This window comes from Pseudoxanthomonas sp. GW835-FHT14C01 (assembly GCF_058793715.1).
In genome coordinates, this window is record NZ_JBXAGB010000002.1 from 1,179,358 (window position 1) to 1,205,824 (window position 26,467).

The window sequence follows — 26,467 nt, forward strand, 5'->3', positions numbered from 1 at the left end:
CACCGCACCACCGAACGACCGGAGCCACCCATGTTGGAAGCCTATCGCCACCACGTAGCCGAGCGCGCCGCGCTGGGCATCCCGCCGCTGCCGTTGTCGGCCCAGCAGACGGCCGAGGTCATCGAGCTGCTGAAGAACCCGCCGGCCGGCGAGGAAGCGTTCCTGGTCGACCTCATCACGCATCGCGTGCCGGCCGGCGTGGACGACGCCGCCAAGGTCAAGGCGTCCTACCTGGCCGCCGTCGCGTTCGGCACCGAGAAGACCGCGCTGTTGTCCCCGAAGCGCGCCACCGAACTGCTGGGCACCATGCTGGGCGGCTACAACATCCATCCGCTGATCGAACTGCTCGACAGCGCCGACCTGGGCGCCACCGCCGCCGAAGGGCTGAAGCACACGCTGCTGATGTTCGACAGCTTCCATGACGTGCAGGAAAAGGCCGAGGCCGGCAACGCCCACGCGCAGGCCGTGCTGCAGAGCTGGGCCGATGCCGAGTGGTTCACCAGCAAGCCGGAAGTGCCGCAGAGCCTGACCGTCACCGTGTTCAAGGTGCCGGGCGAAACCAATACCGACGACCTGTCGCCGGCGCCGGACGCGACCACGCGCCCGGACATCCCGCTGCACGCGCTGGCGATGCTGAAGAACAAGCGTCCCGACGCGCCGTTCGTGCCGGAAGAAGACGGCAAGCGCGGCCCGATCCAGGAAATCCTGTCGCTGAAGGACAAGGGGCATCTCGTGGCCTACGTCGGCGACGTGGTCGGCACCGGCTCCTCGCGCAAGTCGGCGACCAACAGCGTGCTGTGGTTCACCGGCGAGGACATCCCGTTCATTCCGAACAAGCGCTTCGGCGGCGTCTGCCTGGGCAGCAAGATCGCCCCGATCTTCTACAACACGATGGAAGACGCCGGCGCGCTGCCTATCGAGCTCGACGTGTCGCAGATGAACCACGGCGACGTGGTGGAACTGCGTCCCTACGACGGCAAGGCGCTGAAGAACGGCGAGGTGATCACCGAGTTCCAGGTGAAGTCCGACGTGCTGTTCGACGAAGTGCGCGCCGGTGGCCGCATCCCGCTGATCATCGGCCGCGGCCTGACCGCGAAGGCGCGCGAAGCGCTGAAGCTGCCGGCGACGGACCTGTTCCGCCAGCCGCAGCAGCCGGCCGACAGCGGCAAGGGCTTCTCGCTGGCGCAGAAGATGGTCGGCCGCGCCTGCGGCCTGCCGGAAGGCCAGGGCGTGCGTCCGGGCGCGTATTGCGAACCGAAGATGACCTCGGTCGGCTCGCAGGACACCACCGGCCCGATGACCCGCGACGAGCTGAAGGACCTGGCGTGCCTGGGCTTCTCCGCCGACCTGGTGATGCAGTCGTTCTGCCACACCGCGGCGTACCCGAAGCCGGTCGACGTCAAGACGCACCACACGCTGCCCGAGTTCATCTCCACCCGTGGCGGCATCTCGCTGCGCCCCGGCGACGGCGTGATCCACAGCTGGCTCAACCGCATGCTGATGCCCGACACCGTCGGCACCGGCGGCGATTCGCACACGCGTTTCCCGGTCGGCATTTCGTTCCCGGCGGGCTCGGGCTTGGTCGCGTTCGCCGCGGCCACCGGCGTGATGCCGCTGGACATGCCGGAGTCGGTGCTGGTGCGCTTCAAGGGCGAGATGCAACCCGGCGTCACCCTGCGTGACCTGGTCAACGCCATCCCGTACTACGCCATCAAGGCCGGCCTGCTGACGGTCGCCAAGCAGGGCAAGAAGAACATCTTCTCCGGCCGCATCCTCGAGATCGAGGGCCTGCCGGATCTGAAGGTGGAACAGGCGTTCGAGCTTTCCGACGCCTCGGCCGAACGTTCGGCCGCCGGCTGCACGGTGCGCCTGAACAAGGAACCGATCATCGAGTACCTCACCAGCAACATCACGCTGCTGAAGTGGATGATCGCCGAAGGCTATGCCGACGCCCGTTCGCTGTCCCGTCGCATCAAGAAGATGGAGGAGTGGCTGGCCGATCCGCAGCTGCTGGAGCCGGATGCCGACGCCGAGTACGCCGCCGTCATCGAGATCGACCTGGCCGAGGTGCACGAGCCGCTGCTGGCGTGCCCGAACGATCCGGACGACGTGAAGACGCTGTCCGACGTAGCCGGCACCAAGATCGACGAGGTCTTCATCGGTTCGTGCATGACCAACATCGGCCACTTCCGTGCGGCCGCCAAGCTGCTGGAAGGCAAGCGCGACATCCCGACCCGCCTGTGGGTCGCGCCGCCGACCAAGATGGACGCGTCCGAGCTGACCAAGGAAGGCCACTACGGTACGTTCGGTACCGCCGGCGCGCGCATGGAAATGCCGGGCTGCTCGCTGTGCATGGGGAACCAGGCGCAGGTGCGCGAGGGTGCGACGGTGTTCTCCACCTCGACCCGCAACTTCCCGAACCGCCTGGGCCGCAATTCCAACGTGTTCCTGGGTTCGGCCGAGCTGGCCGCCATCTGCTCGCGCCTGGGCAAGATCCCGTCCAAGGCCGAATACATGGCCGATATCGGCGTGATCAACGAGAAGGGCGCCGAGATCTACCGCTACATGAACTTCGACCAGATCGAGGAGTACCAGGACGTGGCGAAGACCGTCGCGGCCTGATCCCGGCAGGCGAGGTGCAGGAAGGCCCGGCCCAGTGCCGGGCCTTTTTTTGCGCCCGATGCCGTCCGGTTGATCTCACATAAAGCGTTATTCGCGGAAACAGGAGGCGTGCGGCATCGTGCCGTACGGCCGAGCAGGGGGCAGCGAGTGGCGCAGGCACGTATCCCGGGTATCCGCATCGCGGGCGTGAGCACGTGCGTGCCGGGCCGCCGGATCGACAATCTTGCCGAGGGGGAGCGCTACGGTACGGACGAGGTCCGCAAGGTCGTCTCCATGGCCGGCGTCCGCCAGCGCCACGTGGTGGACGAGGGCAACACTGCAGCGGACCTGTGCCGCGACGCGGCGGAGCGATTGCTGGACCGCCTGGGATGGGCGCGGGAATCCGTCACCGGGCTCGTGTTCGTCACCCAGTCGCCGGATTACTTCCTTCCCTCGACGGCGTGCGTGATGCACGCGTGGCTTGGTTTGCCGGATACCTGCGCCGCCTTCGACCTGGGGCTGGGCTGCTCCGGCTATCCCTATGGACTGTACGTGGCCGCCAGCATGCTGAAGGCGGGCGGGCACCAGCGCATCCTCATGCTGCACGGCGAGACGCCCAGTCGCTTCACCGACCCCGACGACCATGCCACCACGCTGCTGTTCGGCGATGCCGGTTCGGCCACGGCGCTCGAGGCGGGCGACGACGAGGCGGCCTTCTGCCTGCATACCGATGGCAGCGGGAGGGAAGGACTGATCATCCGTGGCGGCGCTTTCCGCGACCGCCATCCCGCCGATCCGCGCCACCTGGCGTTGGAAATGGACGGTGCGGGCATCTTCAACTTCACCATCAAGCGGGTGCCGCCGCTGGTGGCGGACACGCTGGCGCTGTCCGGAAAGCGCGTCGAGGACGTGGACCAGTACGTCTTCCATCAATCCAACCGGTTCATCATGAAGCACCTGGCGAAGAAGTGCGGCCTGGACGCGTCGCGGGTGCCGATGACGATCGAAGACACCGCCAACTGCGGCGGCCCTTCGGTGGCCGTCACCCTGACCCGCACCCTGGACACCGCACGCGACAACACCGTGATGCTGCTGGGCTACGGCGTCGGGCTGTCGTGGGGTTCGGCCCTGCTGCCGATACGCGCCGGAACGCCCATGCTGCATGGCGTGCTGGGCGAGGCGGGGGAGGCGGCATGAGTGCGCCACGCATGAGCGAACAGGAGGTGCTGGCGATGATGGGCGATGCCTTCTCCGAAACCTCGCCGCTCACCCCATCCATGCGGCGCGACGATATCGACGGCTGGGATTCGATGGGCGCGCTGATGCTGATGGCCGAGCTGGACGAGCGTTTCGGTCTGCAGCTCGATGCCGAAGAGTCGCGCAGCATGCAGGTGGTGTCCGATCTGTTCGCGTATCTGCGCCGTCATGGGGTCATGGATGAGTGACGGCCGGGCGCCGCGCCCCACGTTCCCGCCGTTGTCGACCACCACGCGCATGTTCGCGCGCAGCCTGGGTTGGTCGCCCGAGCGACTGATGTCCTCGTTCCGTCCGGCCACGCTCGAGGATCTGCCGGCGCTGCTGGCGTTCCGCCGGCGCAAGGGCTGGGACGATGCGGCGTACCTGCGCTGGCGTTACGGACTCGACGCGATCGGTGAGCCGGCGCCGGGGCAGCTGTGGCTGTTGCGCACCGAGGAGAAGGTGCTCGCCGCGGTGGGTCGCGAATGCCAGCCGATCCACTACGGTGGCCAGGTCCTGGACGGCCAGTTCCTGATGGACATCCAACTGCTGCCGGAACTCGAAGGCGGTGGCGGCGGCGTCTGGCTCAACCAGCGCATGCTGGGGCTCGCGGAAGCGACGCTGGCGGTGGGCGCGAATCCGCACTCGCTGGGCCTGGTGAAGCGGATGTTCGTGCCGCTGCCCCAGCGCAGCTATCGCGTGCTGCCGCTGGACAGCGCCGCGATGCTGCGGCAGCGCGGCATGGGCGGTGTGTTCGCCCGCATGGGAGCGCCGGTGCTGGATGCAGGATGGTCGCTGGTGCATCGCACCGCACAGCGCAGGAGGCATGCCGGCATCGAGGTCACGGAAGTCCCGCACGTCCCCGCGCAGGACATCGAAGCGCTGCGCGCCCGCCTGTCGCCACAGACCGCCTGCGTACTGCCGACGCCGGCGCACCTGCAATGGCGGCTGTTCGACAATCCGCGCGCACGCTATCGCCTGCTGGTCGCTCATCAGGGCCAGGCCTGTGTCGGCTACATGGCCGTGCGAAACATCGCCGCCGACGGCACGGGCAAGACCGGCATGCATGTGCTGGACTGGAAAGTCGCTCCGGATGCCGCCGGCCCCGCACTGACCGCGCTCCTGCAACATGTCGTCAGGCTCGCGCGCGCCGACCGCTGCAGCCGCGTCTTCACCACCGTCCTCGACGGACAGGCAGCGCCCGTGCTGAAGGAACTCGGCTTCCTCGCCCGATCGTCGCCGCTGCTGGTGGTGGGCGTGCATTCGGCGTTGCCGCTGCCCGGGAATGGCGGCCAGGGCCGCTGGCAGATCACCGACCTGAGTTTCGACAGTGACGGCATCTACTGACCGCCACCGGCGCTCGGGCAGGGAGCGGCGCGCATGTGCGGTCTAGCCGGCATCGCGTTGCCGGCAGGTTCGCCGCCGCCCGAGGTGACGCGACTGGAGGCCATGATCGCCGCGTTGCGCCACCGGGGTCCGGACGGCAGTCGCGTTCGTGTCGACGGCAGCGTGGGCCTGGCGCATGCGCGGCTTTCCATCGTCGATCTTGAAGGCGGCTGGCAGCCGATGGGCAGCGCCGATGGCGGGCTGCAGCTGGTCTTCAATGGCGAGATCTTCAACCATGTCGAACTGCGCGCGCAGCTGTCGCGGCAGGGGCATGTGTTCGCCACGACCTCGGACACCGAAGTCATCCTGCATCTGTACGCGCGATACGGCGACGATTTCGCCGATCATCTCAATGGGCAGTTCGCCATCGTGTTGCACGACGTGCGGCGGCAACGCCTGATGCTGGTGCGCGACCGCATCGGCATCCGGCCGCTGTATTACCACTGCGACGGCCAGCGGCTGGTGTTCGGTTCCGAGATCAAGGCATTGAAGGCGGCCGGGATGCCGCTGGCGCTGGACATCGGGGCGCTCGGCGAGGTGTTCGGCTTCTGGAGTCCGCTCGGCGGGCGCACGGCGTTCGAAGGCGTCCGGCAACTTCCGCCCGGTCATCGGATGGTGGTGGACCTGCGCGAACCGCGGTTGCTGCCACGCATCGCGCCGTACTGGCAGTGGCAGCCGCATGCGGATCCGTTCGCGACCGCAGGCGATGAGGACGCCTTTGCGGAAGAGCTGCACGCGCTGCTGGTGGATGCGGTGCGCCTGCAACTGCGTGCGGACGTACCGGTCGGGGCCTACCTCAGCGGGGGGCTGGACTCTTCGGCCATCGCCGCGCTCGCACTGCGCCACTCCGAGGCCGACCTTCGCACGTTCTCGCTGGCGTTCGAGGACGCGGAATTCGACGAGCGTCCTTTCCAGCGACTGATGGCGCAGACACTGGGCACGCGGCACAGCGAGGTGGCGGTCGGCCAGGACGATATCGCCGCGGCGTTCCGCGAAGCGGTGTGGCATGCGGAGATGCCGCTGGTGCGCACGGCGCCCGTGCCGATGCTGCTGCTCGCGGGGCATGTCCGCGACAACCGCTACAAGGTCGTGCTGACCGGCGAGGGCGCGGATGAGGTGTTCGCCGGCTACGACCTGTTCAAGGAGGCCCAGGTACGTCGCTTCATGGCGCGCCATCCCGGTAGCCGCTGGCGTGGCCGGATCCTCGAGCGGCTCTATCCGTATCTCGCGCACTCGCCGGTGCGGTCGCCCGGGTTCGCGACGCACTTCTTCGCCGAAGGCGGCGACCCCGCTTCGCCGGGATTCGCCCACGCCGCCCGCCTGAGGAGCACGCGACGCGTGCTGCGGTTCCTGCATCCCGACATTCGCGAACGGGTCGAATCCGTCGATCCCCTGCAGTCGCTCGCCGCGCAGCTGTCGCCGATGGACGGATGGGCGGGGCTCGATCGCGACCAGTACGTGGAGGCCAATACGCTGTTGCCCGGCTACCTGCTGGCGGCGCAGGGCGACCGGATGGCGATGGCGCGGTCGATCGAGGGGCGCTATCCCTTCCTCGACCATCGCGTGATCGAATTCGCCAACCGGCTGCCTCCCACCGTCAAGCTGCGTGGCCTGCGCGAGAAGCGGGTGCTGAAGCGCGCGATGCGCGATGAGCTGCCGGCCGCCATTACCGGACGTCACAAGCAGCCCTACCGTGCGCCCGACAGCCAGTGCTTCTTCGCCGGCGGACAGCTGCGACCGTGGGTCGCCGAGATGCTGGCACCGGAGCGCCTCGCCGCGAGCGGCCTGTTCGATGCGCGCGCGGTCGGCCATCTGGTCGAGAAGTGCAGGACGGGCCGTGCCATCGGTTATCCCGACAACATGGCGTTCGTCGGCGTGCTGTCGCTGCTGGTGCTGCAGGAACGGTTCCTCGACCGAAACGCCGGGCAGGTGGCGTGATGCTCCTGCACGCGATGTTCGCCGATACGGTGCGACGGAGTCCCCATCGCCTGGCGCTGGTGTGCGGCGACCAGCGCCTGGATTACGCGCATCTGGATGCGCTGAGTCGACGTGTGGCGAGTGGCCTGCGACGCCTCGGCGTCGCGCCGGGCGACCGGGTGGGACTGCTGCTCGACAACAGCGTCGAGATGGTGGCGTCGCTGTGGGCCATCCTGCGGCTGGGCGCCGTCAGCCTGCCATTCAATCCGCAGACCAAGGCCGACAAGCTCGCCGGCATGCTCGGCAGTACCAGGGCCGGCCTACTGATTTCGCAGCCATCCCTGGCGCGGGTGTGGCAGGCGGCGCGCAACGCGTCGGCAAACGACTGGCAGGTGCTGGTCACCGACCCCGACTGGCGGAGCGAGGGCGAACATCCCTGGCCAGCGCATCCGCTCGACGACGACGGTGTGGCGGACGCGGCCATGGACGACGACGCACTGGCCTTCATCTGCCACACGTCCGGCACCACGGGCACGCCCAAGGGCGTGATGCTGAGCCATCGCAACCTGTCCACGGTCGTGCGCACCATCGCGTCCTACCTCGCATTGCGCGCGGACGACGTGATCTTCAGCGCGTTGCCGCTGAGCTTCAGCTACGGCCTTGGCCAGTGCCTGCTGGCCTTCGATGCCGGTGCCACGCTGGTACTGGACCGTTCGTTCGCCTTTCCCGCCAAGTCGCTGGAGATCGCGTCCCGGGAACGGGCGACGGTGTTTCCTGCCGTTCCCACGATATACGCGATGATCGCCGGCCTGAACGATCTCTCGCCTTGGGACCTTTCGTCGTTACGGCTGCTGACGAGTGCCTCGGCGCCGATGCCGCCGGCGTTGCAGCAGCAGATATGCGCGCGCCTGCCGGGCGCCGAGCTGGTGGTCATGTACGGCCAGACCGAGTGCACGCGCATCAGCTACCTGCCGTCGGCCGAGCGCGAACGCCGCCCCGGCAGCATCGGCCGCGGGATGGCGGGCCAGGACTGCTGGCTGATCGACGACGACGGCGCCCGCGTTCCATGGGGTGGCACGGGCGAACTGGTGGTCCAGGGCGCGCATGTGATGCAGGGCTACTGGGAAGCCCCCGACCTGACCGCCGAAAAATTCGTCGAGGTCGGCGTGGGGCACCCGCCTGCGTTCCGCACCGGCGACCTCTTCCGCAGCGACGAGGACGGCTGGCTTTACTTTCTGGCACGCAAGGACGACATCATCAAGACGCGCGGCGAGAAGGTCAGCCCCGTCGAAGTGGAAGCGGCCATCGCTCGGCTGCCGGGCGTGCGTGAATGCCTGGTCTCGGGTGTGCCGGACGCGCTGCTGGGCCAGGCCGTGAAGGCCTGGATCGTGCTGCAGCCGGGCGCAACGCTGTCCGAGCGCGATGTCGTCCGGCATTGCCTCGCGCATCTGGAAAACCACATGGCGCCGCGCCACGTGGCCTTCATCGACGACTTGCCACGTACTGACAATGGCAAACCCACCCGCAAAGGACTCCCCTGATGGCGAACGCCGCCGATACCTCCGCCCACGCCATCGACGCCACGACGATCAAGTCGACGGTGCGAGGCTATATCGACGACTACTTCCTGATGGGGGCCGACGGGGACTACGCGGACGACACCTCGTTCATGGATACGCAGATGCTGGATTCCACGGGCTTTCTGGAACTGGTCCAGTTCATCGAGGAAACCTACGCCATCAAGGTGGAGGACACCGAGATGGTCCCGGAGAACCTGGATTCCCTCGATGCCGTCGCCGCTTATGTGCTGCGCAAGGCCGCCGCATGAGCGCGTTCGGCCCGGACGTGCTGGCGCTCGATCTGGAAGCGGAGGCCGAGCGCATCGCCGGCTGGACGCGCGATGCCCTGCGCGGGATGCGGCGGCGCGGACTGGTGGTGGCCATGTCCGGCGGCATCGACAGTTCCGTATGCGCCGCCCTCGCGGTACGCGCGGTAGGGCCGGAGCGGGTGTTCGGCCTGCTGCTGCCGGAGCGCGACTCCAGTTCACGGTCGAGCGATCTCGGCCGCCAACTCGCCGCGCACCTCGGTATCGAGGTGGTCCTGCACGATATCGCGCCGGCCCTGCAGGCCATCGGCTGCTACGCCGAACAGGATGCGGCGATCCGGGAAGTGTTCCCCGACTACGGTCCCGGCTGGAAGAACAAGATCGTGCTGCAGGGCGGACTGGACGGCGGCATCAATTTCTATCGCCTGATCGCCGAATCCCCCGACGGCGAACGCCACGACGCGCGCCTGCCATCCGGCCCCTACCTGCGGATCGTCGCGGCCACCAACCACAAGCAGCGCCTGCGCAAGACGATGGAGTACTTCCACGCCGACCGCTTGAACTACGCGGTGGTGGGAACGCCCAACCGGCTGGAGTACGACCAGGGATTCTTCGTCAAGAACGGCGATGGTTCGGCCGACCTGAAGCCGATCGCGCACCTGTTCAAGACGCAGGTCTACGCGATGGCGCGGCATCTGGGCCTGCCCGACGCCATCTGCTCGACCACGCCCACCACCGACACCTACAGCCTGCCGCAGGGCCAGGACGAGTTCTACTTCGCGCTGCCCCATGCGCAGATGGACCTGGCGCTATGGGCGTTCGAACACGACGTACCCGCGGCGCAGCTGGCGCCCGTGCTGGGTGTGGACGAGGCGCGGGCGGCGTCGGTCTATCGCGACATCGTGGCCAAGCGCCGGCAGGCCGCCTACCTGCACGCTGCGCCGCTGCGCCTGTCCGACGACGCGGGCTAGGGCAGCCAGTCGTCCACGGCTTCCAGCATCTGCCGGCGGCCGAAGACGAAGTCCCACATCGTGCCGCCGAGCTGGCGCCACAGTACGGCCGCACGCACGGCCGCGAGCAGGATGGCGCGGATCTCCGCCACCACGCCCGGCTGGCCGAGATAGTGCGGATTGCCCTGGACCATCACACGCGGGAGCAGGTGGCTGATGGTGTCGGCATACAGGCCGCCGAGCGCGGACAACACGTCGGGATGCGCACTGCCATTCTGCTCGGCGCGCGGTGCGATGTCTTCCAGGCCGCGGGTGACGGCGTGCACGGTGTCTTCTTCCCGCACGAACCGGCGCTCGAGCTGCAGTACGGCCATCGCCAGGCGGGAAAGGCCGTCGTCCTGCGCTTCCTTCGCAAGATGGCCGCGCAGTACGCGCAGGCCCGGAGCGATATCGCCCGCGCGGCCGTACACCGCCATCGGCGTCGCCGCGTCGATGCGGAAGACACTGTCCAGCACGGCCTGCACGGCGGCGCCCTCGGATTGCCCGGTCTCGGCGATGCGGCGGACCTGGTGCAGGGCCTGCGCCAGGCCGGCGAGGGCCAGGACACGGTCGGAATATCGATTGCTCAAGCTGCTTGCTCCGCGAGTTTCATTTCAAGAGGGGCGTCCGTCCGTGCGATGACGGCGCCTCCCAGGCATTCGTCGCCAGCGTAGAGGACCAGCGACTGGCCTGGCGTGACGGCGCGCTGGGGGTGCGGGAACCGCACCGCCACGCTGCCATCGTCCTGCACCTCCACCTCGCAGTCCTCGTCGGGCTGGCGATAGCGCGTCTGTGCGGTGCAGGTGAAGCGGCCAGCGGGCGGACTGCCGGCCACCCAGTGCGCGTTTTCCGTCCACAGCCGCGAGGACATCAGGTAAGGGCTCTGCGTGTCCTGGTCGACGTACAGCACGTTGCTGGCGACGTCCTTGCCGACGACGTACCAAGGCGCCTGCGGGCGACCGCGTACGCCACCGATCTGCAGGCCTTCGCGCTGGCCCAGGGTGAAATAGAACACGCCCGGGTGATCGCCGATCACCGTGCCTTGCGGATCGCGCATCTCGCCCTTCTTGGCCGGCAGGTAGCGGCCGAGGAATTCGCGGAAATCGCGCTCGCCGATGAAGCAGATGCCGGTGGAATCCTTCTTGTCGTGCGTCTGCAGGCCGGCCTCGCGCGCGATGCGCCGAAGGTCGGTCTTCTGCAGGTTGCCGATGGGGAACAGCGTGGCCGACAGCTGCGCCTGGCCCAACTGGTGCAGGAAGTAGCTCTGGTCCTTGCCGCGGTCGACGCCGCGCAGCAGGCGCCAGCGGCCACCCGCCTGGTCGACGCGCGCGTAGTGGCCGGTCGCGATCTTCTCGGCACCCAGCTCCCGGGCCGCATCGAGGAAATGCTTGAACTTGACCTCGCGGTTGCACAGCACGTCGGGATTGGGCGTGCGTCCGGCGGCGTACTCGGCGAGGAAGTGCTCGAACACGTCCTGCCAGTACTCGCTGGAAAAATCGCGGAAGTGGAAGGGAATGCCCAGGCGCCCGCAGACCGCGACCGCATCGCGGCGGTCGTCTTCGGCCCGGCAGTCGCCGCTGCCATCGTCGGCCCAGTTCTGCATGAAGAGTCCGGCGACCGGTTCGCCGTGCTGCACCAGCTGCAGGGCGGCGACCGACGAGTCCACGCCACCGGACACGCCGACGATGACGCGTGGCGTCCTCACGGGATCTGCTGCAGCGTCGACAACGGCGAACGGCGACCCGCCAGGTAGTCCTGCACCACCTGCCAGACCAGCGGACTGCGATGGCGGTCGGACTGCGCCTGCAGTTCGGCGGGCGTCAACCACAGCGCCTGCACGATGCCGTCGTCGAGGGGCCTTTCGGGCAGGTGGCGGACCGGATCCGCCGCAAAAGCGAAACGCAGGTAATGGCGTCCTGTCTCTGCCTTCCACTGGTAGGCGCCGATGAAGGCGGTCGGTGCGACCTCCCAGCCGGTTTCCTCCAGCGCCTCGCGGCGGGCGGCTTCCAGCAGGCTTTCGTCGGGCTCCAGGTGGCCGGCCGGCTGGTTTAACACCAGGCGGCCCTGGGCGCGTTCCTCCACCATCAGCAGCCGGCCATCACGCACCACCACCGTGGCCACGGTGACGTCCGGCTGCCAGAAGCGTCCCTCGCGGTAGCTCACTTACAGCTCGTCCTTGTCGCCGGAGAGTTCGATCTCCTTGTTGTCGGCGGTTTCCGACGCGATGTCCATGGCCGCCTCCAGGCCCGCGGCATCCACGCTGTCGGGCAGCTTGATGACGAAGTAGAGGACGTCACCGGAAATCTCCCAGCCACCGATCTTCTTGGTCCGGCTGTCCGACAGCAGCGCCAGCGCCTTGGCGCCGTCGATCTTGTCCGCGGCGACGCGGCCGGCGGGCGAGAAGACCTCGCGAACCGTGATGCCGTTGACCTGCTCGGTGCGGCCGGACACGAAGACCAGCTGCGTACGGTTTTCCTTCTGGTACGAATACGTGACCTTGTAATCGCCGTCTTCGTCCACCTCGAACTGTACGCCGCGTGCCTTCAGGCGGGCGTCCACGGACGCGTCGGCGGCGAGCGCAGGCGAGGCGAGGGCGGCAGCGCACAGGAGGACGGCAGGCAATCGGGACGGCATCGGCTTCATGGGCGGCTCGCGGGTTGGGATGGCGCATTGTGGCCGGGGTCACGCATGGCGTCCATGCGGTCGATGGCGGCTGGCGCCTATAATTGGCGCATGTCCCGCAAGAACGAAAACGAACGCGACCACGGTCTGATGGTGGAGACCGGCCGGCCCGAGGTCGCTCCTCCGCCCCTGTACCAGGTCCTGCTGCTCAACGACGACTACACCCCGATGGATTTCGTGGTGACCGTGCTGCAGCAGTTCTTCGCCATGGACCTGGAAAAGGCCACCCAGGTGATGCTGCACGTGCATACGCGCGGCCGCGGCGTCTGCGGCGTGTACACCCGCGAGGTGGCCGAATCCAAGGTGGCCCAGGTCAACGAGTTTTCCCGTATGAACCAGCATCCCCTGCTGTGCACGATGGAGAAATCCTGACGGGGACCGGCGAGGGCAGGCCGGGTCGGATACGGTGTGGGGGCACCGCCGCGCGGCACAAGGCAACGATCCCTGAACACTGAAATCCGGTAGGGTGATGGAAAACCGCCCGCCAAGCCGCATATTGTCGGCATAGGCCCCGGAGGCAACCATGTTCAGCAAAGATCTCGAGCAGACCATCGGCCAGTGCTACAAGCGCGCCCGTGAAGCTCGGCACGAATTCATGACCGTCGAGCACCTGCTGCTCGCGCTCCTCGAAAACCCGTCGGCGCAGGCCGTCCTGAAGGCGACGGGCGCTGACGCCAATCGCCTGCGCGCCGATCTGGAACAGGCGATCGAGGCCTCGGTATCGCGCCTGGCGGAGGACGATGGACGCGACACCCAGCCGACGCTCGGTTTCCAGCGCGTGCTGCAGCGCGCGGTCTACCACGTGCAGTCCTCCGGCAAGAAGGAAGTCACCGGCGCCAACGTGCTGGTGGCGATCTTCGGCGAGAAGGACTCGCACGCGGTCTACTTCCTCAACCAGCAGGACGTCACCCGCCTCGACATCGTCAACTACCTGTCCCACGGCATCGCCAGGCAGGGAGAGGAGAACGAGGCCGGCGGTCAGCCGGAGGGCGAGGGCAAGGCCGAGGGTGCGGACGGCGAAGGCAAGGGCGATGCCCTGACCGAATTCGCCAGCAACCTGAACGACATGGCACGCCAGGGGCGGATCGACCCGCTGGTGGGTCGTGGCGACGAGATCGAGCGGACCATCCAGGTCCTGTGCCGTCGTCGCAAGAACAACCCGCTCTATGTCGGCGAAGCCGGCGTGGGCAAGACCGCCCTCGCCGAGGGCCTGGCCAAGCGCGTCGTCGAAGGCGACGTGCCGGACGTCCTGCTGGACGCCGTCATCTACTCGCTCGATCTCGGCGCGCTGGTGGCCGGCACCAAGTACCGTGGCGATTTCGAGAAGCGCCTGAAGGGCGTGCTGGCGGCTATCAAGAAGATCCCCGGCGCCATCCTGTTCGTCGACGAGATCCACACCATCATCGGCGCGGGCTCCGCCAGCGGCGGCACGATGGACGCTTCGAACCTGATCAAGCCGGCGCTGGCGTCGGGCGAGCTGCGCTGCATCGGTTCCACCACGTTCCAGGAGTACCGTGGCATCTTCGAAAAGGACCGTGCGCTGGCGCGCCGCTTCCAGAAGATCGACATCGTCGAGCCGACCGTGGGCGAGACCTACGAGATCCTGCAGGGCCTGAAGCCCAAGTACGAGTCGCACCATGGCGTGACCTACGCCGACGACGCCCTGCAGGCGGCGGTGGACCTGTCGGTGAAACACATCGGCGACCGCCTGCTGCCGGACAAGGCCATCGACGTCATCGACGAGGCCGGCGCACGCCAGCGTCTGCTGCCGATGGAAACGCGCAAGGAACTCATCGACGTCGAGGAGATCGAGACCATCGTCGCCAAGATGGCGCGCATCCCGGCCAAACAGGTGTCCTCGTCCGACAAGGACGTGCTGCAGCACCTGGAGCGCAACCTGAAGATGGTCATCTTCGGGCAGGATCCCGCCATCGAGACGCTGGCGTCGTCGATCAAGCTGGCGCGTAGCGGTCTGGCCAATCCCGAAAAGCCGATCGGCAACTTCCTGTTCGCCGGCCCCACCGGCGTCGGCAAGACCGAGGTGACCAAGCAACTGGCGCTGCAACTGGGCATCGAACTGGTGCGCTTCGACATGTCCGAATACATGGAGCCGCACTCGGTCAGTCGCCTGATCGGCGCGCCTCCGGGCTATGTCGGTTTCGACCAGGGTGGCCTGCTGACCGAAAAGATCGTCAAGACGCCGCACTGCGTGCTGTTGCTGGACGAAGTGGAGAAGGCGCACCCGGACATCTTCAACATCCTGCTCCAGGTCATGGACCGCGGCGTGCTGACCGATACCAACGGCCGCGAGGCGAACTTCAAGAACGTCATCCTGGTGATGACGACCAATGCCGGCGCGGCGCAGGCGTCGCGCCGGACGATCGGCTTCATGCAGCAGGATCATTCGACCGACGCGATGGAAGTGATCCGCCGCAGCTTCACGCCGGAGTTCCGCAACCGCCTGGACGCCATCGTCCAGTTCCAGGGGTTGGGCTTCGACCATATCCTGCGGGTGGTGGACAAGTTCGTCATCGAACTGGAGATGCTGCTGCAGGAAAAGCATGTCAGCCTGTCGGCCACGCCATCGGCGCGCGATTGGCTGGCCCAGCATGGCTTCGATCCGCTGATGGGTGCCCGTCCGATGGCCCGCCTGATCCAGGACAAGGTGAAGCGTCCCCTGGCCGACGAGCTGTTGTTCGGCAAGCTGGTCAACGGCGGCCGCGTCAGCATCGATGTGCGGGACGGCGAACTGGTTGTCGACACGCAGGCGGAGCCGGAACGGCTGCTTCCCGCTACCGTGTCCTGATCGAACGGGCGTGGAAACGAAAAGGCGGCCACGTTGAACTGACCCCCGGAAGTTGGACACCCATCCAGCCTTCGGAGGTTTTTCATGGCCAAGTACAGTCCGTCTTTTAAACGAGAGGTGGTGGACGCCTATCTGCAGGGATCTGCCGGCTTCAAGGTGATCGCTGCCCGATTTGGACTTCACAAGAAGTTGGTAGAGGTTTGGGTTGCTCATTTCCGCCAAGAGGGCCAGGCGGGGCTTGATCGGCAACACCGTCATTACACTGCTGAGTTCAAGCTCCGGGTTCTGGAGCATATGTGGCGCGAAGATCTCTCCTACGGGCAGACGCAGGCGCTATTCGGAGTTCGGAACAAGACGGGCGTTGCGACTTGGGAGCGCCAGTACAATGAAGGGGGTATCGAGGCGCTGAAGCCTCGCCCCAAGGGCCGCCCGCCAGCCATGCCGAAGCCGGAACCTCCACCCGTGCCACCAGCGTCAATTCCAGGCCGGGTTGCGACCCATGAGGAATTGCTCAAGGAGAACGCGTACCTGCGTGCGGAGGTGGCGTACCTAAAAAAACTCGATGCCTTGGTTCAAGCGAAGAAGTCCACGACCCCGCCGACAAAGCGCGGATAGTGCTTGAACTGAGGCAGCAGCATGCTCTGCCGGACTTGCTGGCCATCAGCGGCTTGGCCCGTAGCACCTTCTACTACCAGGCCAAGGTACTGGCGCTGGGGGATCGACATGCCAGCCTTAAAGCAGCCATCCAGGCGCTCTACGACCGCCACAAAGGACGGTACGGGTATCGCCGCATCACCGCGGCCCTGCGGCGCCAGCTCGGCGAGGCCATCAACCACAAGCTTGTTCAGCGACTCATGCAGGCCATGGGCCTCAAGTCACTGGTCAGGCCAAAACGGTACAGGTCTTACAGGGGCGAGGTCGGGGAAGTGGCGCCGAACGTCCTGGAACGGCGCTTCAAGGCCGATGAGCCAGAGCAGAAGTGGGTGACCGACGTGACCGAGTTCAAGGTCAATGGCGAGAAGCTGTACCTGTCGCCGGTCATGGACCTCTACAACAGGGAAATTGTGGCCTTCCAGCTCGATGTCCAGCCGTCCTTCAAGATGGTCCGCACCATGCTGGATAAGGCATGGGCGAGAAGGCGATCACGCCGGCCGCTGGTGCTTCACTCGGATCAGGGCTGGCAGTATCAGATGAGCGCCTTCCGGCGGCAGCTCGACGAACATCAGGTCACCCAAAGCATGTCCCGTAAGGGCAACTGCCTGGATAACGCCGCCATGGAGAGCTTCTTCGCGACCCTCAAGTCTGAGCTGTTCTACCTGAAGCAGTTCACCAGCGTGGAGCAGCTGCGCAAAGAGGTGGCCGACTACATCCACTACTACAACCACGATCGCATCATGCTGAAACTAAAAGGGCTGAGCCCGGTGCAGTACCGAACCCAGCCCTTGGCAGCGTAAGCTACAAACCGACCGTCCAACATTGGGGGGTCAGTTCAACGTGGCCGCCTTTTCGTTGCGTGGCGTCAGCGCGCCGCGCGTTTTTTCCGCTTGGCGAATTCCTCGGCCGTGATGGTCTCCACCGACGCCACCCGGCAGGTGTCGCGTGCGGTCTTCACGCGAGTGTCGGTCGCGCACAGGCGATTGGCCTGGCCTTGTGTGCTGATGTCGATACGGGGCGTGATCATGATCGAGTCGCAACTGTGCTGGAAAGCGACGCGATAGTGGTCGCTGCCGTTGCGAAGGAAGAACTGCTGACCACCCGCTGCCCGCACGACCTCCTGGTCGTTGCCCAGGTCGATGCAATCGGTGACGGCTTCTCCGGCAAACGCAGCGGTGGGGGTGGCGATGGCCAAGGCCAGCGCGAGCAGAAAGGGGGTAAGGCGACGGGAGTTCATGGCGGCTCTCTTCTGTGTCCGCGTCCGGGAGTGGACGCGGCGCCATGCTGAAGGCGCCACTGACACAGGGAATCTGCCTGAAGTCCGCATGACGACCGACCGGGTGTCTTTGGTCATGAACGGTCGGCCTTCCAGAAACGCGAAAAGCGGCCAATGGCCGCTTTTCGATCAATTACTTATGAAGATTACTTCATGCGATAGGTGATTCGACCCTTGGTGAGGTCGTAGGGGGTCATTTCGACCTTCACCTTGTCGCCGGTCAGGATGCGGATGTAGTTCTTGCGCATGCGGCCGGAGATGTGGGCGATGATTTCGTGCCCGTTCTCCAGTTTGACCCGGAACATGGTGTTGGGCAGCGTTTCTGCAACGGTGCCTTCGAATTCGATGGAGTCGTCTTTCGACATGTAAACCTGTATGTGCCGCGAGGGGATGGCCTGAGCCATGAAGCCGGGCATTGTACGCCACCAGTGCCGCAAGTGCAAAAATTCCGTTACGGGACCGAGGCTTGCGACAGGGCTGTGGCGGAAAGCAGACCGAACCGTTCGGTCCACGTGCCTTCCTGTGCAGGCTGGTCCACCAGGCCGGTCACCTGTTCGAGGAACGCGTCGCGCGGCATCAGACGCCCACCCAGAGCGTGGAGGTGGTCGTTCTCCACCTGCGCGTCGATCAGCGGCCAGCCCCAGTCGCGCAGACGCGACGCCAGGGCGGCGAGGGCGATCTTGGAGCCTCCGGACCGGCCACTGAACATGCTCTCGCCGAAGAACATCCGACCGATCGCCACGCCATAGATCCCGCCCACGAGGATGTCACCGTCGAATACCTCCACCGAATGGGCCTGCCCCTGCCGGTGCAGATCGATGTAGGCCTGGCGCATGCCCGAGGTGATCCAGGTGCCGTGCTGCCCCGGCCGCGGTGCTTGGGCACAGGCGCTGATCACCTGCTCGAAGCAGGTGTCCGCGCGGATCTGCCATCCGCTTCGCCGGAGCCCGCGACGGAAGCGTGAGGACAGGCGTACACCATCGGTGCGGAACACCATGCGCGGATCCGGCGACCACCACAGCGGCGGTTGGCCCGGCGAGAACCACGGGAAGATCCCATGGCGGTACGCGTTGAGCAGGCGCGGCAAGGACAGGTCGCCGCCGATCGCCAGCAGGCCATCGGGGTCGCGCATGGCGCTCTCCGCAGGCGGGAACGGCGCGTGGGGGTCGGAAGACAGGACGAACGGCCGTTGGCGCATGCCTCGATTGTATTCGGGCAATGCCTGGGCCGGCGCCGGGCTCAGTCGCGATGCTTGAATGGCGTGTGCGCCCGCAGCGTCCCGGCGTAGCGGCGCACCGCCCGCGCTTCCTCCGCGCACCAGCGGGCGAGGGCGGCGGAGAAATCGGGATGCGCGATCCAGTGCCGCGAATGCACGAACGTCGGCAGGAAACCGCGGGCGATCTTGTGCTCGCCCTGGGCGCCGGGTTCGAACACCGTAAGGCCCTCGCGCAGGCAGTAGTCGATGCCCTGGTAGTAGCAGGTTTCGAAGTGCAGTCCGGGAATGCTCGACGTGGCGCCCCAGTAGCGGCCGTACAGCGTGCCGGCGCCCCGCAGGCACAGCGCGCCTGCGACCGTGCGGCCGTCGTGGTCCGCCAGGAACATCACCAGGGTGCATGGCATGGCGCGAGCGAGGTGCTGCAGGAAGGCGAGCGTCAGCGCCGGCGAGTTCCCGTAGTCGTGGAACGTCCGAAGATAGAAGCCGAACATCGCCTGCAGGTCGGCCTCACTCGCCTCATCACCATGGACGACGCGGAAGGTCACTCCGGCGCGCTGCACCTTCGCGCGTTCCTGTCGGATGTTCTTGCGGTGCTTGTGGTCGAAATCGGCCAGGAAGCCATCGAAGTCGCGCCAATGCCCCGGATTGCGCCAGTGGTACTGCACATCGATGCGTGGCAGCCATGCGTCGGGAAACGCGGTGTCCTCGGCTGGCGTGGGGAAGTTGACGTGCGCGGAGGAAAGATCGCGCCGTGCCGCTTCCTCCCGTATCGCATCCAGCAGGGCCGAACGGCTATCGGCATCCCCAGCCAGCAGGCGCGGCCCGGTGACCGGCGAGTACGGCACACCGCCGAGCCACTTGGGGTAGTAGTCCAGCCCGTGCTGCGCGTAGGCATGCGCCCAGGCGTGGTCGAAGACGAATTCACCGTGCGAGTTGTCCTTCAGATATCCCGGCGCTGCCGCGATCAGGCGTTCTCCGGCCCACAGGGTGGCGTGATGCGGCGTCCAGCCCCATTCCTCCCGCAGGCAGCCGTTCGCTTCCAGGCCATGGAGGAACGCGTGGGAAACGAACGGGTTGCCTCCGTCGTGCAGTGCGTCCCATGCCGGGGCAGGCACGACGGCGAGCGAGGAGAGGAAGCGGACGTCGGCCATCGGCACCGATGCTACGGTCGCAGGTCCAGCACGTCGATGGTGGGTGGATTGAACAGGCGCATCGGCAGGCCCACTTCACCCGTGCCGACGGTCGTGTAGACGCGCACACGACCTTGCGGCGTAGGCAGGAACTGTTCCCCGCGATCGAAGCCGTATCGGCTCGGGATCGCATGCCGATACAGCGAGGGAATGCGGATCTGGCCGCCATGCGTATGGCCGGCCAGCACCAGCGTCGTCGTGGCCGGATCCAGATCGATTGCGCTGTCCGGATTGTGGGCGAGCACGAGGGTGGGGGCAGGCGGTGCAACGGCGTCGAGGAACGCGGGATCGTCCTTGTTGGCCCAGCGGTCGCCGAGGCCTGCCAGGCGGAATCCGCGCAGGGCCACCACATCGCCTTCGATCACCTTGACACGATGCTTCACCAGCGCCACGCGCAGTTCCGCATCGATGTCGGGGCCGGGCGCCTGCTGGTCATGGTTGCCGAGCACGGCGTACGCCGGCTGGCGAAGGTCTGCCAGAGGCGCGAACAATGCCTGCAGCGACTGGCCTTGGGGTTCGTAGGTGAAGTCGCCCGCGATCACCACGGCGTCGGCCTGCAGCGTATTGATCCTGTCGACCAGTCGCCGCAGATAGGCCGTGTCCTTGTACACACCCAAATGGATATCGCTGATCAGCACCAGCCGCGCATGAGCGCGCGTGCCGGCGAGCACCGTTTCCTGCACCCGGATGCGCTGCGGTTCGATGAAACGCGACCACGCGAACAGCAGGCAACCCATCAGCATCAGCGCCACCAGCCAGCGGCCGCGGCGCTCCCGCAGCCGCCACACCAGCCAGGCCATGAAGGGCCAGACCAGCCAACTGGCGTAGAACAGGCACTGCTTGATCAGCAGTTTGTCCATCCCCGGGCCGTGCCTGCGTCGGGATCAGGCGTCCTTGTCGAGGAAGCGCTCGGCGTCCAGTGCGGCCATGCAGCCGAAACCGGCCGAGGTGATGGCCTGGCGGTAGTGCTGGTCGGTCACGTCGCCTGCGGCAAACACGCCCGGAATGGTCGTCGCCGTGGCATTGCCTTCGATGCCGGAGCGGATCTTCAGGTAGCCGTTGCTCATGTCCAGCTGGCCTTCGAACAGGCCTGTGTTCGGGGTATGGCCGATGGCGACGAAGAAGCCGTGCACGTCGATATCGCGCGTGCTGCCGTCCTGCACCGACTTCACCCGGATGCCGGTGACGCCGGCATCGTTGCCCAGCACCTCGTCGACGGTGTGATGCCACACCGGCTCGATCTTGCCGGCCTGGATCTTGGCGAACAGCTTGTCCTGCATGATCTTCTCGGCGCGCAGGGTGTCGCGGCGATGCACCAGGTAGACCTTGCGGGCGATGTTCGACAGGTACAGCGCCTCCTCCACGGCCGTGTTGCCGCCGCCGATCACGGCCACGTCCTGGTCACGGTAGAAGAAGCCGTCGCAGGTGGCGCAGGCGGACACGCCCCGGCCCTTGAAGGCTTCCTCGGAGGGCAGGCCCAGGTACTTCGCGGTCGCACCGGTCGCGATGATCAGTGCGTCGGCGGTGTATTCGCCGCTGTCGCCGATCAGCTTGAACGGGCGCTTGGACAGGTCGGCGGTATGGACATGGTCGAAGATCACCTCAGTCTCGAACCGTTCCGCGTGCGCCTGCATGCGCGCCATCAGGTCCGGGCCCATCAGGCCGTGGGCGTCGCCCGGCCAGTTGTCCACTTCGGTGGTGGTCATCAGCTGACCGCCCTGCTGCAGGCCGGTGACCACGACGGGCTTCAGGTTGGCGCGGGCGGCGTAGACGGCCGCGGTCCAGCCGGCGGGGCCGGAGCCCAGGATCAACAGGCGGCAGTGCTTCGAAGTGCTCATGTATACTCGCGAAAAGGGGTGATCGGGCAGGCAACGACGCGTTCGCGCATCGTCCGCAGGCGCATAGAGTGGCGTTGCGTATCCGGCGAATCAAGGCGCGCAGATGGAAAGCGGTGATGCAGCCCGGGGCCCGGACCGATCGAATGAAGACGCTGCGCGATCGCGCGGCGTTTTTGCTATCCGGGTTCCGTCGTTCGTCTGTCGTGACCTGAAAGCCCCGCTGTTACGGCGCCCACGATTCGTTTACTATCAATCACTAACAGAAATTTCCTAAGGTCTGGTCCAAAGGTGGCGAAGCAGCTCCCGGACAACGGCAAATCCAAGGGTGGCAATGCGGCCGCGCGCAAGCAGGCGTCGCCGCCGAATCCGCGCCGCCAGCGTCTGTGGCGCGATCTCGCGCTGATCGCCATCGCCCCGTTGCTGCTGTATCTGCTGGCGAGCCTCTTCACGTTTTCGCCGCAGGATCCCAGCTGGTCGCAGTCGGGGAGCCTGACCGCGCCGGTCCACAACATGGGCGGACTGGCGGGCGCGTATCTGGCCGACATGCTGCTGTGGTTGTTCGGCTATGTGGCGTTCCTGCTGCCGCTGATCCTGGGTGCGGTCGCCTGGATCGCGTTGTTCGGCATGGACACCGATGGCGATGGCGAGGCCGACCTCGGGCCGGCGCTGCGCCTGATCGGCATGGTGGGCTTCCTGATCTCGGCCACCGGACTGCTGCACCTTCGTGGCGTGCCGGCCGAACATTTCTCGGCCGGTGCCGGCGGCATCCTGGGCACGCTGGTGGGCAAGTCGCTGCTGAAGCTGTTCGGTGGGTTGGGAGGCAACCTGTTCCTGCTGGTGCTGTTCCTGACCTCGGTGACCCTGGCCACGGGATTGTCGTGGTTCGCGGTGATGGAGCGCATCGGCAAGTATGTGCTGATGCTGCCCGACCTGTTCCGCCGCGGTAGCCAGCAGGCCAACGAATGGCAGCAGACCCGCGCGATGCGCGAGGAACGCGAGGTCGTCCGCAGGACCGATGCCGTCGCCCGTGCCAAGCGCGAACCGGTCAAGATCGAGCCGCCCGCGCCGGCGGTGGTCGAAAAGAGCGAGCGCGCCAAGCGCGAGCAGCAGATCCCGCTGTTCCACGGCACCGGCGGCGACGAGTCCGGCCTGCCGCCGCTGTCGCTGCTGGACGATCCCAAGCCGCAGACCAAGGGCTACTCGGAAGAAACCCTCGAAACGTTGTCGCGCCAGATCGAGTTCAAGCTCAAGGATTTCCGCATCGATGCGCAGGTAGTCGGCGCCTATCCGGGCCCGGTGATCACGCGTTTCGAAATGGAGCCTGCGCCTGGCGTGAAGGTCAGCCAGATCAGCTCGCTGGACAAGGACATCGCACGTGGCCTGTCGGTCAAGTCGGTGCGCGTGGTCGACGTGATCCCCGGCAAGTCGGTGATCGGGCTGGAAATCCCGAACACCAGCCGCGAGATGATCTTCCTGTCCGAGCTGTTGCGCTCGAAGGAATACGACAAGTCCGGCAGCGTGCTGACGCTGGCGCTGGGCAAGGACATCGCCGGCCGGCCCACCGTGGCCGACCTGGCGCGCATGCCGCACCTGCTGGTCGCCGGTACCACCGGTTCGGGCAAGTCGGTGGCGGTCAACGCGATGGTGTTGAGCCTGCTGTACAAGGCGTCGCCGAAAGACCTGCGCATGCTGATGATCGACCCGAAGATGCTGGAGCTCAGCGTCTACCAGGGCATCCCGCATCTGCTGGCGCCGGTGGTGACCGACATGAAGGAGGCCGCCAACGGCCTGCGCTGGTGCGTGGCGGAAATGGAGCGTCGCTACAAGCTGATGAGCGCGGTCGGCGTGCGCAACCTGGCCGGCTTCAACAAGAAGGTCAAGGACGCGCAGGATGCGGGCCAGCCGTTGATGGACCCGCTGTTCAAGCCCGACCCGGACCTGGCCGAAGCCCCGCGTCCGCTGGAGCCGATGCCGTTCATCGTCATCTTCATCGACGAATTCGCCGACATGATGATGATCGTCGGCAAGAAGGTCGAGGAGCTGATCGCCCGTCTGGCGCAGAAGGCGCGCGCCGCCGGCATCCACCTGATCCTGGCCACGCAGCGTCCGTCGGTGGACGTCATCACCGGCCTGATCAAGGCGAACATTCCCACCCGCATCGCGTTCCAGGTCAGCTCGAAGATCGACTCGCGCACCATCCTCGACCAGTCCGGCGCGGAAACGCTGCTTGGCCACGGCGACATGCTGTACCTGCCGCCGGGCACCGCCATGCCGGAGCGCATCCATGGCGCCTTCGTCAGTGACGAGGAAGTCCATCGTGTCGTCGAACACCTCAAGGCCAGCGGCAGTGCCGACTACATCGAGGGTGTGCTGGAGGAGATCCAGACGATGGGCGACGGCATCGTCGTGGGTCCGACCGGCCTGCCGGAGTCGGGTGGCGGTGGCGGCGACGAGTCCGATCCGCTGTACGACGAGGCGGTGAAGATCGTCACCGAGAGCCGGCGCGCCTCGATTTCCGGCGTGCAGCGTCGCCTGAAGATCGGCTACAACCGCGCCGCACGCCTGATCGAGGCCATGGAAGCCGCCGGCGTGGTGACGCCGCCCGAGCACAATGGCGATCGCCAGGTGCTGGCGTCACCTCCGCCGCGCTGATGCTTGTGGATGGCTCGTTGTGGGAGCGACGTCAGTCGCGATCGACCTCCTGCGGCGCCTGATCGCGACTGACGTCGCTACCGCAGGGACCGGCCACCTGCCCACCCCCCGTTCAGTTTCGTCCGGCCACACTCCGCCCAACGTCCCCCATCCCGGAACGCACCATGCTCCGCACCGCACGCCTTGCCGTCCTCGCCACCGCCTTGCTCGCCACCAGCGCCTTCGCGGGTGCGCGCGACGAGCTGAAGACCTTCACCACCGGCCTGAAGGGCCTGGATGGCCAGTTCACGCAGAAGGTCTACGACGGCGGCGGCAAGTTGAAGGAAACCTCCAATGGCCGTGTCGCGCTGTCGGCGCCGCGCCTGTTCCGCTGGGAGTACAACAAGCCGTACGAGCAGTTGATCGTCGCCGACGGCAAGAAGGTGTGGGTCTACGATCCGGACCTGCAGCAGGCCACGGTACGCGAACAGGGCATCGAAGAAGAGAACAGCCCGCTGGCCGCGCTGATCGACCCGGGCAAGCTGGACCAGCAGTTCAAGGTCGCCGAGGCCGCAGGGCAGGGGGGCGTGCAATGGCTGACGCTCACCCCGAAGCAGGAAGGCGATGCCAGCTTCCAGACCGCGCGCCTGGCTTTCGCCAATGGCACGCTGGTGAAGATGGAGGTCAAGGATGCCGTGGGCCAGCGTACCGAGATCGATTTCTCGGGCTGGAAACGCAACCCGTCGTTCGCCGCGGGTACGTTCAAGTACGCGCCGGGCAAGGGCGTGGATATCGTTGGCGGGCCCTGACGGCCATCGCGCGCAGGCGCGACGTTACAATGAGGCGTGGCCAGGACACGCATTCCCCTTGAACCGCAGGCCGACCTGCTGAGCACCGATACCGATGCGCTGCGGCCCCTAGCCGAGCGCATGCGGCCACGCACGCTCGACGAAATGGTCGGGCAGAAGCGCCTGCTGGCGCCGGGCAGCGCATTGCGCCGGGCGGTGGAATCCGGCCACGTGCACTCGATGATCCTGTGGGGTCCGCCCGGCTGCGGCAAGACAACGCTGTCGCTGTTGCTGGCGCGCTATGCCGATGCCGAGTTCAAGGCGATCTCGGCCGTGCTCTCGGGGTTGCCCGAAGTACGCCAGGTATTGGCCGAAGCCGCGCAGCGGTTTGCGGGCGGTCGCCGCACCGTGCTGTTCGTCGACGAGGTGCATCGTTTCAACAAGGCGCAGCAGGATGCGTTCCTGCCGCACATCGAGCGCGGCACGATCATCTTCGTCGGCGCTACGACCGAGAATCCTTCGTTCGAACTGAATTCGGCGTTGCTGTCGCGTTGCCGCGTGCATGTGATGGAAGCGGTATCACCCGAGGACATCCGGCACGCGTTGCGGCTCGCGCTGGCCGACAGCGAGCGGGGGCTCGGCGCCCTGAACGTGGAGGTCGACGACGAAGCGCTGCTGGAGATCGCCACCGCCGCCGACGGCGACGTGCGCCGGGGCCTGACGTTGCTGGAGATCGCGGCCGAACTCGCAGCCGACGAAGGTGGGCGGATCACGCCGCAGACGTTGGCGCAGGTGCTCGCCGATCGAACGCGCCGCTTCGACAAGGGCGGCGAGCAGTTCTACGACCAGATTTCGGCGCTGCACAAGTCGGTGCGCAGCTCCAATCCCGACGGCGCGGTGTACTGGCTGTCGCGCATGCTGGATGGCGGCTGCGATCCGGCCTATCTCGCGCGGCGCATGACGCGGATGGCAGTGGAGGATATCGGCCTGGCCGACCCGCGCGCCCTGCAGATGGCGATCGATGCCTGGGATACGTATGAGCGCCTCGGCAGTCCCGAAGGCGACCTGGCGCTCGCGCAACTGGTGATCTACCTCGCCAGCACCGCGAAATCGAATGCCGGCTACATGGCCTTCAACGCCGCCAAGGCCGACGTGCGCGAGTACGGCACGCAGGAAGTGCCGATGCACCTGCGCAACGCGCCGACCAAGTTGATGAAGTCACTGGGCTATGGCACCGGCTACCAGTACGACCACGATGCGGAGGGCGGTATCGCGCTGGACCAGACCGCGTTCCCGGACGCGATGGGCGAGCGGGTGTACTACGCACCGGTCGAACGCGGGCTGGAAATCAAGCTGAAGGAAAAGCTCGACCGCCTGCGCGAGGCGCGCCGACAGGCGCGCCAGCAGGCCGGTCGCGACGACTGAGCCTTTC

At 66.6% G+C, this 26,467-nt stretch carries 24 protein-coding genes; 14 read left to right on the plus strand and 10 right to left on the minus strand.

Going from position 1 to position 26,467, the window contains the following annotated elements; all coding sequences use genetic code 11:
• Window positions 1–30 precede the first annotated feature (30 nt).
• The 8 genes from acnB (at window position 31) to nadE (ending at window position 9,936) form a co-directional block, all read left to right on the plus strand.
• Window positions 31–2,622, plus strand: coding sequence for a bifunctional aconitate hydratase 2/2-methylisocitrate dehydratase (gene acnB, locus AC1Q5B_RS12365; protein WP_492631954.1), 2,592 nt, complete (start codon window positions 31–33; stop codon window positions 2,620–2,622).
• A 147-nt stretch (window positions 2,623–2,769) separates the two neighbouring features.
• On the plus strand, window positions 2,770–3,798 hold the full coding sequence (locus tag AC1Q5B_RS12370) for a ketoacyl-ACP synthase III (protein WP_492631955.1): 1,029 nt from the start codon (window positions 2,770–2,772) through the stop codon (window positions 3,796–3,798).
• Window positions 3,795–4,046: an acyl carrier protein gene (locus AC1Q5B_RS12375; protein WP_492631956.1), complete on the plus strand. Its 252-nt coding sequence runs from the start codon at window positions 3,795–3,797 to the stop codon at window positions 4,044–4,046. Before AC1Q5B_RS12370 ends, AC1Q5B_RS12375 begins: the two co-directional genes overlap by 4 nt.
• A complete protein-coding gene (locus tag AC1Q5B_RS12380; protein WP_492631957.1) occupies window positions 4,039–5,184 on the plus strand; it encodes a GNAT family N-acetyltransferase in 1,146 nt (381 codons plus the stop codon). The genes AC1Q5B_RS12375 and AC1Q5B_RS12380 overlap by 8 nt, the downstream gene beginning before the upstream one ends.
• A 33-nt stretch (window positions 5,185–5,217) precedes the next feature.
• Window positions 5,218–7,161, plus strand: a complete 1,944-nt coding sequence (asnB, locus tag AC1Q5B_RS12385; protein ID WP_492631958.1) for an asparagine synthase (glutamine-hydrolyzing) — start codon at window positions 5,218–5,220, stop codon at window positions 7,159–7,161.
• Window positions 7,161–8,681 carry a class I adenylate-forming enzyme family protein gene (locus AC1Q5B_RS12390; RefSeq protein WP_492631959.1) on the plus strand — a complete coding sequence of 507 codons (1,521 nt, stop codon included), beginning with the start codon at window positions 7,161–7,163 and terminating at the stop codon, window positions 8,679–8,681. Before asnB ends, AC1Q5B_RS12390 begins: the two co-directional genes overlap by 1 nt.
• A complete protein-coding gene (locus tag AC1Q5B_RS12395; protein ID WP_492631960.1) occupies window positions 8,681–8,968 on the plus strand; it encodes an acyl carrier protein in 288 nt (95 codons plus the stop codon). The genes AC1Q5B_RS12390 and AC1Q5B_RS12395 overlap by 1 nt, the downstream gene beginning before the upstream one ends.
• Window positions 8,965–9,936: an NAD(+) synthase gene (nadE, locus tag AC1Q5B_RS12400; RefSeq protein ID WP_492631961.1), complete on the plus strand. Its 972-nt coding sequence runs from the start codon at window positions 8,965–8,967 to the stop codon at window positions 9,934–9,936. Before AC1Q5B_RS12395 ends, nadE begins: the two co-directional genes overlap by 4 nt.
• Here nadE and hflD read toward each other — a convergent pair.
• Genes hflD through AC1Q5B_RS12420 form a run of 4 tightly spaced genes read right to left on the minus strand, consistent with a single transcriptional unit; the run spans window position 9,933 to window position 12,597 of the window.
• Complete coding sequence (gene hflD, locus AC1Q5B_RS12405) at window positions 9,933–10,544, minus strand: high frequency lysogenization protein HflD (protein WP_492631962.1); 612 nt, start codon at window positions 10,542–10,544, stop codon at window positions 9,933–9,935. The two genes, nadE and hflD, sit on opposite strands and share 4 nt — an antisense overlap.
• Window positions 10,541–11,659 (minus strand): tRNA 2-thiouridine(34) synthase MnmA, encoded by a 1,119-nt coding sequence (mnmA, locus tag AC1Q5B_RS12410; protein WP_492631963.1) that lies wholly within the window; start codon window positions 11,657–11,659, stop codon window positions 10,541–10,543. Before mnmA ends, hflD begins: the two co-directional genes overlap by 4 nt.
• Window positions 11,656–12,117: an NUDIX hydrolase gene (locus tag AC1Q5B_RS12415; RefSeq protein ID WP_492631964.1), complete on the minus strand. Its 462-nt coding sequence runs from the start codon at window positions 12,115–12,117 to the stop codon at window positions 11,656–11,658. Before AC1Q5B_RS12415 ends, mnmA begins: the two co-directional genes overlap by 4 nt.
• Window positions 12,118–12,597, minus strand: coding sequence for a hypothetical protein (locus AC1Q5B_RS12420; protein ID WP_492631965.1), 480 nt, complete (start codon window positions 12,595–12,597; stop codon window positions 12,118–12,120).
• A gap of 90 nt (window positions 12,598–12,687) precedes the next feature.
• On the opposite strand from AC1Q5B_RS12420, the gene clpS reads away from it, so the two are divergent.
• The 3 genes from clpS to AC1Q5B_RS12435 all read left to right on the plus strand — a co-directional run bounded on the left by clpS (window position 12,688) and on the right by AC1Q5B_RS12435 (window position 16,896).
• Window positions 12,688–13,008, plus strand: coding sequence for an ATP-dependent Clp protease adapter ClpS (clpS, locus tag AC1Q5B_RS12425; protein ID WP_492631966.1), 321 nt, complete (start codon window positions 12,688–12,690; stop codon window positions 13,006–13,008).
• 151 nt (window positions 13,009–13,159) lie between these two features.
• Entirely contained in the window at window positions 13,160–15,442 is a 2,283-nt protein-coding gene (gene clpA, locus AC1Q5B_RS12430; RefSeq protein ID WP_492631967.1) for an ATP-dependent Clp protease ATP-binding subunit ClpA, read from the plus strand.
• 84 nt (window positions 15,443–15,526) lie between these two features.
• Window positions 15,527–16,896 (plus strand): IS3 family transposase gene (locus AC1Q5B_RS12435; protein WP_492631968.1). Its coding sequence is split into 2 segments (ribosomal slippage): window positions 15,527–16,001 and window positions 16,001–16,896, totalling 1,371 coding nucleotides; the frame shifts between segments, so codons are not numbered across the junction.
• A 65-nt stretch (window positions 16,897–16,961) separates the two neighbouring features.
• Here AC1Q5B_RS12435 and AC1Q5B_RS12440 read toward each other — a convergent pair.
• From AC1Q5B_RS12440 to trxB, 6 genes are all read right to left on the minus strand, one after another.
• Window positions 16,962–17,333 carry a hypothetical protein gene (locus AC1Q5B_RS12440; RefSeq protein WP_492631969.1) on the minus strand — a complete coding sequence of 124 codons (372 nt, stop codon included), beginning with the start codon at window positions 17,331–17,333 and terminating at the stop codon, window positions 16,962–16,964.
• A gap of 185 nt (window positions 17,334–17,518) precedes the next feature.
• Entirely contained in the window at window positions 17,519–17,737 is a 219-nt protein-coding gene (gene infA / locus AC1Q5B_RS12445; protein ID WP_055943174.1) for a translation initiation factor IF-1, read from the minus strand.
• An 86-nt stretch (window positions 17,738–17,823) separates the two neighbouring features.
• Window positions 17,824–18,570 (minus strand): leucyl/phenylalanyl-tRNA--protein transferase, encoded by a 747-nt coding sequence (gene aat / locus AC1Q5B_RS12450; protein WP_492631970.1) that lies wholly within the window; start codon window positions 18,568–18,570, stop codon window positions 17,824–17,826.
• Window positions 18,571–18,611: 41 nt separating this feature from the next.
• Window positions 18,612–19,739: a GNAT family N-acetyltransferase gene (locus AC1Q5B_RS12455; protein ID WP_492631971.1), complete on the minus strand. Its 1,128-nt coding sequence runs from the start codon at window positions 19,737–19,739 to the stop codon at window positions 18,612–18,614.
• Window positions 19,740–19,750: 11 nt separating this feature from the next.
• Entirely contained in the window at window positions 19,751–20,638 is an 888-nt protein-coding gene (locus AC1Q5B_RS12460) for a metallophosphoesterase (RefSeq protein WP_492631972.1), read from the minus strand.
• Window positions 20,639–20,662: 24 nt separating this feature from the next.
• Window positions 20,663–21,616 (minus strand): thioredoxin-disulfide reductase, encoded by a 954-nt coding sequence (gene trxB, locus AC1Q5B_RS12465; RefSeq protein WP_492631973.1) that lies wholly within the window; start codon window positions 21,614–21,616, stop codon window positions 20,663–20,665.
• 288 nt (window positions 21,617–21,904) lie between these two features.
• Between trxB and AC1Q5B_RS12470 the strand changes: the two genes are divergently transcribed.
• From AC1Q5B_RS12470 to AC1Q5B_RS12480, 3 genes are all read left to right on the plus strand, one after another.
• Window positions 21,905–24,268 carry a DNA translocase FtsK gene (locus AC1Q5B_RS12470; RefSeq protein ID WP_492631974.1) on the plus strand — a complete coding sequence of 788 codons (2,364 nt, stop codon included), beginning with the start codon at window positions 21,905–21,907 and terminating at the stop codon, window positions 24,266–24,268.
• A gap of 164 nt (window positions 24,269–24,432) precedes the next feature.
• The gene (gene lolA, locus AC1Q5B_RS12475) at window positions 24,433–25,056 is read left to right on the plus strand and encodes an outer membrane lipoprotein periplasmic chaperone LolA (protein ID WP_492631975.1); all 624 of its coding nucleotides are present in this window, start codon (window positions 24,433–24,435) and stop codon (window positions 25,054–25,056) included.
• Between the two features lie 36 nt (window positions 25,057–25,092).
• Entirely contained in the window at window positions 25,093–26,460 is a 1,368-nt protein-coding gene (locus AC1Q5B_RS12480; RefSeq protein WP_492631976.1) for a replication-associated recombination protein A, read from the plus strand.
• The last annotated feature ends 7 nt before the right edge of the window (window positions 26,461–26,467 follow it).